The following is a 12,316-nucleotide window of genomic DNA, read 5'->3' as shown; positions in this document are numbered from 1 at the left end:
GATCTTCAATGTACGGGCGTGACCAGCCTGGTCGGAGGGCGGCCGGGGCCACATGGCATGCGTGTGGACCCGGCCGCCCTCAAGAATCAGCGCGCGTCGCCGGCCGCTTCCCGCCACCGGTCGAGCACCAGATCGGCGACCGTGTCCGGAGCCGTACGGCAGAAGTAGTGACCGCCCGCGCCGACCTCGGCGAGCCGTGGTGCCTCGGCGAACAGCGACCACTGCTCGTAGCGCTCGCCGTGCCCCGGGGTCAGCGGGTCGTCCGTGGTGTAGACGGCCGTGAGCGGGGCGCTGATCTTCACGCTCGGGCCGTGCTCGACCGCCCTGAGCAGATAGCCGTTGGCGGAGCTGGAGTCGTGCCGGAACACACCGGCGATGAAGGCCACTTGAGCGGGGCGCAGTACGTCGAGTCCGGCGAAGCCGGTTTCGTCGACGAGCCAGCGGACGATGTCCTCGTCCGTCATCGCGGCCACCTGGTCCAGGCCCTTGCGGGTCACCTCGGCGGGGTGCAGCAGCTTGCCGCCCGTGAAGACGTGCGCCGGGCGGGTCCCGCCCTCCTCCAGGAGGCGTGCGGTCTCCAACGCGAGGGCCGAGCCCACGCAGTGACCCCAGAGCATGACCGGCCGCCCGGCGAGGGTGTGCCCGATCTCCTCCACCACCCGCTTCGCCGCGTCCTCCACGGACAGGAAGGGTTCATCCGGCCGCCCTCCGTCGTGACCGGGCAGCTCCACGCCGAACACGGCGACGCCGCTGTCGGCCTTGTCCAGTGCCGTGGCCAGCGGCTCGAAGTTGATCGCGTTGCCACCCGCGTACGAGAAGCAGACCAGGGCGCACTCGGCTCCGGACGGATTCGCCGAAAGGGACTGGAGCAGGTTCCGCTCCTCCGCCTGGGCGCCGCTGCTCTCGTCCACGCGGGTCTGGGCCAGGTCACACAGCGGTTCCAGGGTGGAGTTGCGCATCAGGTCGGTCAGCGAGACCAGCCCGTCCAGCTCCATGATCACGCGCATCGCCGACAGCGAGCTGCCGCCCAGCATGAAGAAGTTCTGGTCGAGCGTGATCTCGTGGAGCGGTACGTCGAGCACCTTCGACCACGCTTCGGCGATGCGCACCTGAACTCCGGTGACGGGACGGCGGTTTGCCGGCTCCGCGGCGGACTCGGTGGCCTCGGCGAACTCGGTGGCCTCCGGCGTACCGGAACGGCCGAACGTGAGGCGGCTGCGCTGCTCAAGGCTGCCGAGGACCTCGACGCCTTCGGTCGTACGGCGTCCGTACGACCCGGTCGTCACCGGGTGAGCACCCGCGTCCTCGGCCACGAGAACGATCTCGCCGCGTGTGGCGAAGGGAGCCCGCAGTCCGTGTTCGTCGAGGATCCGTGCGTGGAAGGACCGGGTCGGGTCCGGCACGAACTGCTCCAGTTCGACGGGCAGGCGCTGCTCACGCTCTGCCGTGTCGAGCGCCGTCAGCTCCTCCTCGGGAAGGAGCACGGCGAGATGGTGAGCGGCTGTGGGATCCGCCGTCATCTGCTCGAACGCGGCGATGTAGTACGCGCCCATCCGCGCCATCTGCCACGGCTCGAAGAGGTGCGCGTGGTAGTGCAGGCACAGCCGTACCTCATCGGTGATGAAGTGTCGCGAGTACTCGGCACGGAGCACGAACTCCGTCTCGGAGTTGGCCCGCACGTCGAGGATCGAGAAGCCGTCGATCGCCTCCAGCTGCTTGAGCAGATAGAAGTGCGTGAAGTTGAAGGCCGTCTCGAAGAGGGCTTCCTGCGTCCCCAGGTCGTGCTTCATCTGGGCCATCGGATAGCGCCGAGCCGGAAGCAGATCGACCTCGGACCGGTAGACCTGGCGGACGAGATCCGCCCACGAGCCCTCGTCCATCCGCGCCCGGAACGGCACGGTGTTCAGGAACAGGCCGATCGCGCGTGTGGCGTCCTCCGCTTCGGGACGGCCGCTGTGCTCATAGCCGGTCATGACGTCCCGGTCACCCGCGATCAGCGCGAGGACCTTGGTGTGCGCGGCCATGGCGACGTTCTTGACCGGGACGGACAGCTCATTGGCCAGTTTCACGATGCGGTCCGAGAGGCCGCGCGGGAACTCCACCTCGTGGAAGAGCACCGGGAAGACGTCCGGGTCCTCGGAGTCCTTGGTCCGGGGCAGCTCGGTGAAGGTGCTGCCTTCGAGCAGTTCGGCCCAGTAGGCGCGGTGCTCTTCGTTCTCCAGCGACTCCCGTTCGAGCGCGACGTAGTTGCGTCCGTGGTTGTCGACGAGGGCGTCCGGGAGCGGCCTGCCCTCCCGGAGCCGGTAGTACGTGTCGAAGAGCGTGGTGTGGACCAGAGTGATGCTCCAGCCGTCGAGGGCGGAGTTGTGCTGACTGAGCGAGTAGCGGAACAGGTCGTCGCTCAGGATGTGCACGTGCAGCCGTACGAGGCCGGGCTCGGCCCAGACGAACTGGTTCGCCTTCTCTTCCTCGGCCCACGTGCGGTACCAGTCGTCCTGCTCCTCCTCGGTCTTGCCGCGGAGGTCGGCGATGGCGAGCGGGAGCGGCGCGTCCTCGTGCACGAACTGCAAGTACTCGTCGTAGCCGGTGAGGTGGTAACTGGTCCGGAAGATGGGGTTCCGGTCCACCACGATCCGGGCGGCCCGCTCGAAGCATTCAGCGTCGAACGAGCTCTGGATCATGTAGCTGATGATGTCGTGGTACTCGGCGGTGCCGTGGGACAGCTCGCTCTGGAACACCAGACCGGCCTGCAGCTGGGTCATCGGATACGCGTCCTCGATCCCGGCCGGGATCTTCGCGCGGTCCGCTGCGGACAGCAGCTCGAACGGTTCCAGGGTGCGCGTCGCGGCACCGTGCGTGGCGGACTCCTCTGCCAGGCTCGCGGCCAGTTCCGCAACGGTCGGGTTCTGGAAGAACTGCTGGAAGGTGAAGTCGAGGCCGGCCGCGCGGGCCTTTGCCAGCACGGTGACGAAGTGAATCGAGTTGCCGCCGAGGGCGAAGAAGTTCTCATGCACCCCGACCTGGTCGGCGCCGAGCACCTCTCCCCAGATGCGGGCCAGGTCGGCTTCCTGCGGTGTACGCGCGGCGACGTACTCGACGACATCGCGAGCGGGCTGCTCGGGCTCGGGCAGTGCCCGGCGGTCCAGCTTGCCGTTCGGGGTGAGCGGGAAGGAGTCCAGCGTGACCAGGCGGGCCGGGACCATGTACTGCGGCAGCGTCAGGCCCAGATGATCCTTGAGTACGGCCTCCGCGACCGGCTCGGGGGACAAGGCATAGCCGCACAAGGAGATCTGTCCGTCGTCTCCCTTGCGGGCCACGACCACGGCGTCCTTCACCGAGGGGTGCTGACGCAGCCGCTCCTCGATCTCACCCAGCTCGATGCGGTATCCGCGCACCTTGACCTGATGGTCGATGCGGCCCAGATACTCGATCGAGCCGTCCGGAAGCCAGCGGGCGAGGTCGCCGGTGCGATAGACACGGTCCTCGCCGGCCGCCGGGGCGGCGACGAATCGTTCGGCGGTCAGTTCGGGGCGGTGCAGATATCCGCGGGCCAGCTGGACACCGGCGATGCACAGCTCTCCCGGAACACCCACCGGCTGAGGGCGCAGGTCAGCGTCGAGCATCAGAATGCGGGTGTTGTCGATCGGCCGGCCGATCGGCACCCGGGTCTCCGTGCCGTCGCAGGCGTAGTGCGTGACGTCGACCGCCGCTTCGGTGGGCCCGTACAGGTTCACCAGCCGGGCGTCGGCGGCGACCTCGGCGAAGCGCCGTGCGTGGTGGGGGGTCAGCGCCTCGCCACTGGCGAAGACCCGTCGCAGCGTGGCCAGTCGGGCCTGTTCCCCCGCTCCGGACACGAAGTCCAGGAACGCGCCGAGCATGGAGGGAACGAAGTGCAGGGTGGTGACGCCGTGCCGCTCCACCGCGGCGACCAGGGCCTCCGGGTCACGTTCGGCGCCGGGCGCGGGCAAGCACACCGAAGCACCCTCGAACATCCACCAGAAGAGCTCCCACACCGAGACGTCGAACGACGTCGGGGTCTTCTGCAGGATCACGTCGCCGGAGGTGATCGGGTACGCCTTCTGCATCCAGGCGATCCGGTTCACCGCCGAGCGGTGCTCGATCTGCACGCCCTTGGGATTGCCGGTCGATCCCGACGTGTAGATGACGTAGGCGAGGTCACGGGACGTGCCGCCGACCGGCGGAGTGCTCTCCTGCGGTGCGTAGCTGGCCTCGTCGGTCAGATCCACGACAGCCGCATCCGCGCCCACGAGTCCGGTGTGCCGGGGCTGGGTCAGGACGAGCCGGGCGGCACTGTCCTCAAGGATGTACGCGATGCGCTCGCGGGGGTTGGAGGGGTCGACCGGCAGATAGGCGCCGCCCGCCTTCAGGACCGCGTAGATGGCGACGAGCATCTCCGGTGACCGGTCGGCCAGCACTGCGACCAGGTCGTCGCGGCCGACGCCACGGGCGCGCAGCGTGTGCGCGAGCCGGTTCGCCCGGACGTCCAGTTCGGCGTAGGTCAGGCGGAAGTCGTCGCCCACGACGGCCACGTCGTCCGGACGGGCGGCGACCTGGCGGCTGAACAACTCGTCCAGGCGCACGGTGTCTTCGAAGGGTGCCTCGGTGCTGTTGGACTCGGCGATCAGTGTGCGATCGGCGTCCGAGTGCAGGTCGAGGGCGGCCAGGGCCGCGTCGGGGGCGTGGGCGGCCTGCCCGAGCAGGACGGCGCAGTGCGCGAGGAGCCGCTGCGCGGAATCGCTCGTCTGCCGGTCCGTCCGGTGACGGAGTTCGAGGGCGAGACCACCCGGCTTCCGGACGAACGCGAAGACGAACCCGAAGGCGCTCCGGTCCGCTGCCCCCGCACCGCCCCGTACGGAGTCGACCAGGACATCGGCGAAGGGGTGCTCGCCTTCCGGCGCCGTGATCCCCATCTCCTCGGCGAGCAGCTCGACCGGGAAGTCCTGGTGCGTCAGCGCGGCGAGCAAGCGGGTCTTGACCTCACCGAGGAGACCCCGCAGAGCGGTGTCCCGCGCGATGGGCAGGCGCAGCACCAGTGTGTCCGCGAGCGGCTCGGGAGCGCCCGCCACCGGAACCGACGGGGCGGCAAGCACGGCTTCCTCTCCACCGGTGTAGCGCTGGAGGAGCGCACCGACGGTGGCGATCAGCACGGAGTGCAGCGCGGCGTCCTGGCCCCGCGTCAGCTGATCGAGGCGCTCGGCCAGGGCGTCGTCCAGATCGAGCGTGACCGTGGCGTGGGCACCGCCCTGTGGGGCGGCGTTCAGGTCCGAGGGGAAGCCGGAGCGCTCGGGGAGGACGGCGAGTTCGGCTCGCCAGAAGGCGCCCTCGCGCGGACGCTGTGCGGCCGCGACCTTGAGCTGGCCTCGGGTCTCAATGGATTGCATGGTGCCTTCCGGAAATCAGATCAGAAATCGAAGTCGAGCGTGAGCTCGGGGACGGAGTGTTCGGCGGCCGGCCGGCGGCTCAGCTCGGCAAGGAGCGCGTCCGGCTCGGCAAGCGCGGCGTCGAGGACGGCCAGCAGTTCGTCGCGGAACATCTCCACGGTGGGACGCAGGAAGAGACTGGTGGCGAAGGCCCAGCGCGCCGTGAAGCCGTCCGGCTCGTCATCGATCTGCAGGTTGAGGTCGAAGATCGTGCGCCCGGTGGCTTCCGGCCTCCAGTGCGGCCGGCCGCCGAGGAAGTCCACCTGCTGGAGCCCGGTGTCCTGGAGCGCGAAGAGGGTGTCGAAGAGCGGATTGCGGCTGAAGTCGCGCTCACCGGCCAGCGGCACGATCTCGTCGAAGGAATGGTCCTGGTGGTCCGCGGCGGCCAGGGTGTGCTCGGCGACCGCGCGCAGATGGGCGCGGAACGACAGCTCGGCAGCGGGCCGCAGCCGCAGGCAGAGCGTATTGACGAACATGCCCTGGGCCCGGTCGACACCGGGCAGGTGCCGGCCGGAGACGGGCGTGCCGACGGTGACGTCGTCGCGGCCGCTCATCCGCCCGAGGAACGCGGTGTACGCGGCCAGCAGCACATGGAAGGCGGTGAGCCCTTCGGCACGGGCCAGCTCACGGACCGCCTGGCTGCGCTCCGTCCCGAAGTCGAAGGGGAGGTAGTCGCCTTCGGTACGGCGCACCGGGGGACGCGGCAGATCCGTCGGAAGGTCGAGGGCCTTGACCGGCCGGGCGAAGGTCTCTGTCCAGAAGGCCCGTTGGGACTCGGAGAGCCCGCGGTTCTCCGGGCCTGACGCCCACTGCGCGAAGTCCCGATAGGCCACCTCCACCTCCGGCAGCCGCTCGCCACGCATCAGTGCTGCCCACTCCCCCATGAGGAGAGCCAGTGAGTACCCGTCGGTGAGGAGGTGGTGCACGTCAAGGACGAGCCTGGTCCCCGTGGTGTGGCGCAACAGCACCGCGCGCCACAGCGGGGCCTGGTGCGGGTCGAAGGCGCGGATCCACTGTCCGGTCCAGGCCTCCGGGCCCGTACTCGGCGGCAGGACCACTTCGTCCAGCGTCACGGGCAGTGCGTCGTGCACGCGCTGGTACGGCTGTCCGGCCTCGTCGATGGCGACGTCGGTGCGCAGCACTTCGTGACGGGCCACGAGCTCGGCCAGGGCGGCACGCAGCTGCCCCAGGTCCACCGGTGCCGGGAGCTCGACGACGATCGGCAGGTTGTACTCCGTACCGGACGGGTCCTTGACCTGCTCGACGTAGATCCCCTTCTGCTGCGGGGACAGCGGAGTGTGCTCCGTGGCGAGGCCCGGTCGCGGCCCTTCGACACCCGCGTCCGCGGTGTCCGCGCCGCGGACGACATCGGCGAGCGCGGCGATCGTGCGGGCGGCCAGCACGGCGGAGACCGGACAGGCCACACCGAACCGGCGGCGAACGCGGGCGGCGAGGCGGGTCGCGCTCAGTGAGCTTCCGCCCAGTTCGTCGAGCGTGTCCTCGATTCCGATGCCGCGGACGCCCAGGACGTCTTCCCAGAGCTCGACCAGGGCGCGCTCCACTTCGTCACGCGCCGACTGCCCGCTCCCCGGGCTCCGTTCGCCGCTGACGGCAGCGGGTTCGGGCAGCGCTCCCCGGTCCACCTTGCCGTTGGCGGTCAACGGCAGGGCGTCAAGGACGGTGATGTGCGAAGGCACCATGTGGGGCGGAAGCATCGGAGCGATCTCCGCCTGGACGGCCTCCGGAGCGAGGGACTCCTCACCGGAGACGTACGCGCACAGATAGCTGTCCGAGGAATCCGGACGGCGCCGGGCCAGCACCACGGCAGCACGGACGCCGGGGTGGGTCAGCAGGGCGGCTTCGACTTCCCCCGGCTCCACGCGGAATCCGCGGACCTTGACCTGGTGATCGGTCCTGCCGAGGAAGTCGATGGTCCCGTCCGGCAGTTGACGCACCCGGTCACCCGTCCTGTAGAGCACCCGGCCGGGCTCGAACGGGTGCGGGACGAAGGCCTTCTCGGTCAGTTCGGGACGCCCGTGATATCCGAGCCCCATGCCTTCGCTGCCGACATACAGCTCTCCGGGTACGCCGGTGGGGAGCGGCATGCGGTCCTGGTTCAGGACGTACACGGTGCTGTTGGGCAGCGGGCGGCCGATGGGCACGCGGGCGCCGATGGGCTCGGTCACCGGGTGACAGGTGGAGAAGACCACGTTCTCCGTCGGGCCGTACCCGTTGGTGAGGGTCAGGCCGGGGTTGGCGCGCAGTACGGAGCGGACGTGTTTGGTGGACAGCACGTCGCCGCCCACCAGCAGTTCCCGCAGGGCCCGGAAGGCCGTCGGATCCTCGTCGGCGAGCTGGTTGAACAGTGCGGATGTGAAGAAGGCGGTGGTGATCCGCTGGCTGTCCAGGGCCTGCTTCAGCTCCACGACGTCGAGGAAGGTCTCGCGGTCGAGTATGTGCAGGGTGCCGCCGCTGAGCAGCGCGCCCCACATCTCCCAGACCGAGGCGTCGAAGCCGGTCGCTCCGATCTGAGCCATCCTGGTGGTGGCGTCGAGGCGCACGTAGTCGACGTCGCGCACGAGGCGGACGATGCCGCGATGCGGGACCATGACGCCCTTGGGCCGGCCGGTGGTTCCGGAGGTGTACATGAGATACGCGGCATCGGCGGGGTCGCCCGGTGCCGTTGCCGGTGCCTCGGCAGCGTCAGCCGGAGCCGGTGTCTCGGCTGCCGGCTCGGCGGACCAGTCCTGTGCGTCCATCGCGACGACGTTCCCTCGCGCTTCGAGGGAATCCACCGCTTCACCGAAGCGGTGGATCAGCGCACGTGTGGTGAGCACCCTGCGTGCGCCGCTGTCCTTGAGGAGGTAGGCGACACGGTCCGCCGGATAGTCGGGGTCCACCGGCAGGTAGATCCCGCCGGCCTTGAGGACCGCGAGCGCGCCGACGACCAGGTCCGGGGTACGCGGGAGAAGCAGCGCGATCGGCTCACCGGGGAGGGCTCCGCCCCGACGCAGCGACTGCGCCAGCAGAGTGCTGCGTCGGTGCAGTTCGGCGTAGGTGAGGGTGGTGTCCCCGTGGACGACGGCGGCGTGATCGGGCGACGCCTCGGCGCACTCGGCGAAGAGCCGCTCGACACGGCTGTCCTTCGGGTAGTCCCGAGCGGTGTCGTTGACCTCGTCCAGCAGCCAGGTGCGCTCCGCCTCGGAGAGGGGATCCAGGTCCCGGACCACGCGCTCGGGGGCCTCGGTGATCGTGGTGAGCAGATTCGACAGGTGGACCGCGTGACGGGCCACCGCGTCCGCGCGGCTCGCGGCCGGATCATGCCGCAGCCGCAGAACGGATCCGCTCTCGTTCTCCTCCAGGCACAGGACGAGCGGGCCGGCCGGTATCGCGTCCTCGGGGATCTTCTCCGGCTGGTGCACCAGAAGAGGAAGGGGCTCTGCTCCCGCTTCGTACGGCTGCGCGGTGTCGAGTGCTCGCGTCGCGGAGCCCACCAAGTCGGTCGCGCTGCCGGCTGGATCGACGGTGAGCCGCACCACCAGGTCCTGCGAGCCTTCGCGCAGGACGCGGAAGGCGGTCTCCCGATGACCGGTGTGGTGGTGGAGCAGGACGCCCCAAGCCGCAAGGACCTTCGCCAGGCTTGTGCCTGACGGGGATGCCGGGGATGCCGGGGATGCCGGGGATGCCGGCAACGTGAACGTGAACCGGAACGGTTCCGATGCCCCGGCTGCGTCCACCGGCCCGTACGCTCCGGCCGGAGCCGGGTCGGCCGGGCCCGGGAGCCACTCCAGGAGCCGTCCGGGATCGGCGTCGAGCTCACTCATCCGCGGGCACCCCCGTCCAGCACCTGCGCGAGACGGCTCACCGTCGGGTTGATGTACAGCTCGCGCATGGGAAGGGCGGGAAGCCCTCGCTCACGCATGGCCGCGGCGATGCGCACCGCGTACAGCGAATTGCCGCCGAGCTCGAAGAAGTTGTCATCGGGGCCGACGGCCACCCCGAGTACGGATTCCCAGACGGTGGCCAGCGCGGCAGCAAGGCCACCCGCGGTGTTCTCTTCCGACTCGGCTCCGGCAGCCTCCCCCATCGACGCGCCCGGCGCAGCCGATGTGGCCGTCGCAGCCGGTGCGGGCGTCACAGCCGATGTGGGCGCGGCGGTCTGCGCGGGCTCCGGCAGCTTCCGGGCGTCCAGTTTGCCGTTGGCGGTGAGCGGCAGCGCGGTCAGCGCCGTCACCGTCGTCGGCAGCATGTACTCGGGCAGCACCTTGCCGGCCCGTCGCCGCACTTCTGCCGTCTCACCGCCTTCCAGCACCACGTACGCGTCGATGCGCACCCCGGCGGCGTCGCGCACCGGATCGCCGCCGAGGACGACGGCAGCCGCCGTGACGGTGGGGTCGTCGAGCAGGACATTGCGGATCTCGTCCAGTTCGATACGGAAGCCTCGGACCTTGACCTGGGTGTCGAGGCGCCCCAGGTGCTCCAGTCGGCCATCGGGCCGCAGCCGGCCCCGGTCGCCGCTGCGGTACATGCGACCGCCGGTGAACGGGTCCTGCACGAAGCGCTGTTCGGTCAGCTCGGGGCGGCCCAGGTACTCCAGGGCGACGCCCTCTCCGCCGACATGGATCTCGCCGGGGACGCCACAGGGCACGGGGCGGCCTCGCTCGTCGAGAACGTAGAGGTACCAGCCGGGCAGGGCGGGACCCACCGAGCGGGACCCGGCCATCGCCTCCCGGCGGGTGACGGTCTGTGCCGTCACGTGCACGGTGGTCTCGGTGATGCCGAACATGTTGACCAGGCGGCACTGCCGCTCGGGGTAGCGGTCGAACCAGGAGGGCAGGGCACGGGTGTCGAGGGGCTCGCCGCCGAAGACCACGAGACGCAGCGCCAGTCGCTCGGCCTGGCGGCGGTCCGCCTCCATGAGCTGGGCGAACGCGGAAGGAGTCTGATTCAGCACGGTGACCCGCTCATGCGCCAGCAGCTCGCGGAACTCGTCGGGCGATCGGGAGACCCAGTAGGGCACCACGACCAACCGGGCGCCGGTCAGGAGCGGCCCCCAGATTTCCCAGACGGAGAAGTCGAACGCGCTTGAGTGGAAGAGCGTCCACACGTCATCGGCCGCGAGCCCGAAGTCCTCTCGGGTGGCCGACAGCAGGGCGACGACGTTGCGGTGCGGTACCACCACGCCCTTCGGGCGGCCGGTGGAGCCCGAGGTGTAGATGATGTACGCGGCGTCCTCAGCGGCACGGCGCGCGTCCGCGGGCTTGCCCGTCTCGCCGTCGAACGCGGCGAGTTCTTCGGGCCGAACGGTGCGGAGCTGCTCGTTGCCCGGGAAGTCGTCGAGTCCGGTGACGACGATGCGCAGCTCGGCGTCCTCGGCCGTGTAGGCGAGCCGGTCGGCGGGGTAGGCCGGGTCCATGGGCACGTAGACCGCATCGGCTTTGAGCACGGCCAGCATGGTGATCACTAGGTCGAGCGAGCGCTCGAGGCAGATCCCGACGCGCTCGCCCGCCCGCACTCCGCGGTCGCGCAGAGCCGCCGCGAAGCGCTCGGCGCGCTCGTTCATCTCGGCGTAGGTCAGGGACTGGCCCTCGCAGGTCAGCGCGAGGGCGTCCGGACGGTGCGCCGCCTGCGCGGCGACTGCTTCGTCGATCCGTTGAGGCTGCCAGTCGAGTGACTTCGCGGGGCGGCCGAGAGCGGCCATCTGCCGGCGCTCGGCCTCATCGAGCAACTCGACGTCGGCCGGGGCCACATCGCCGTCCGCGGCGCTCAACTGCTCGTAGGCGCGGGCGATATGCCGTGCGAATCGCTCCGCCGCGTCCTCGTCGATGTCCCTGACGCGGTAGTGGACAGCCAGCTGGAGTGCACCGTCGCCCGTGCGGCCAGGTACGACGGTCAGCGGGAACAGGGCTGTCTGGCACGGCAGACGAGTGCCTTCACCTTCCGCCGTGAGCTCTTCCCCGAGCACACCCGCCAGGACCCTGCCCCCGGCCTCGGCGGCGAGTCCGGTGTACTGCCGCTGGTCGCACCGCCCCTCACCGCCACCCAGGATCCGGCCCGCCTCGGCCACCAGCTCGACCGTGCCGCGACCGCCCGACAGATCCAGCGGCAGCAGCACTCCTGCGTCGAACGCCCCCAGCGCACCGTCCTGCCGGTCCGGGAAGGCGGTCAGCGCGCTGACGACAGGAGTTTCCTGGCCCTCGTACCGCCCCACGACCAGACCGGTCGCCACGACGGCGGTGGCCAGCACATCCGCGGCGCCGTCGCCGAGTGCCACGGTCACCACGTCCGTGCGGTCCCCCGCGGCGTCGTCACCCACTGCCCACTCGACGCGCCCTGAGTAGTCGGCCTCCTGCCACCGCTTGAGCGTCTCCGCATCCGCGCCGGCCGAGTGGCCCGGGCTGTGGAGGCTGAACCGCGCGTGCGGAGCTCGGCCGGTGATCACGTCAGCGATCCGGGCGAGCGACTCGGCGTCGAAGCTCCCCCGGTGAGCGACGAGCACGAGGTCCGCGGGTCCGTCCGCGTACCGCAGCAGCACCGCACGCAGCCCGTGCCCTCGACCGTCCACGGGGCGGCGCAGCTCGGACTGGAACCGGCGTCGCGCCGTCGGGGACTCGCACGGCGCGGGAACACGCTCGACCCACAGCCGGGGCAGCCGGCCGGGGCCATCGCCCCACCAGGCACGGGCAGCGTCGTCGAAGGCACTGACCAGCGCGGAGGCGTCGGCTCCGGCGGGCAGCCTGCCGTGCCAGGAGTGGCAGTACGCGGACGCCGGGCTGTCGGCCGGAAGGGGAAGGGCAGAGGAATCGGTACGGGGCACGGAGCGATCTCCAGAGCAGGAGTGGTTCAACGGGCAGCGGCGGACCGGCTCGGCGAGC

At 70.4% G+C, this 12,316-nt stretch carries 3 protein-coding genes; all 3 read right to left on the bottom strand.

Going from position 1 to position 12,316, the window contains the following annotated elements:
* Nucleotides 1-86: 86 nt before the first annotated feature.
* The 3 genes from ACWGI2_RS02590 to ACWGI2_RS02580 are packed head-to-tail and all read right to left on the bottom strand — an operon-like array spanning nucleotide 87 to nucleotide 12,258.
* Nucleotides 87-5,402, bottom strand: a complete 5,316-nt coding sequence (locus ACWGI2_RS02590; protein ID WP_453693295.1) for an amino acid adenylation domain-containing protein — start codon at nucleotides 5,400-5,402, stop codon at nucleotides 87-89.
* A 20-nt stretch (nucleotides 5,403-5,422) separates the two neighbouring features.
* Nucleotides 5,423-9,265 carry an amino acid adenylation domain-containing protein gene (locus ACWGI2_RS02585; RefSeq protein WP_453693293.1) on the bottom strand — a complete coding sequence of 1,281 codons (3,843 nt, stop codon included), beginning with the start codon at nucleotides 9,263-9,265 and terminating at the stop codon, nucleotides 5,423-5,425.
* On the bottom strand, nucleotides 9,262-12,258 hold the full coding sequence (locus ACWGI2_RS02580; RefSeq protein WP_453693291.1) for an amino acid adenylation domain-containing protein: 2,997 nt from the start codon (nucleotides 12,256-12,258) through the stop codon (nucleotides 9,262-9,264). The genes ACWGI2_RS02585 and ACWGI2_RS02580 overlap by 4 nt, the downstream gene beginning before the upstream one ends.
* Nucleotides 12,259-12,316: the final 58 nt, after the last annotated feature.

The sequence above is a fragment of the Streptomyces sp. NPDC054866 genome, assembly GCF_053610745.1.
This window is presented reverse-complemented; position numbering and strand designations above follow the sequence as displayed.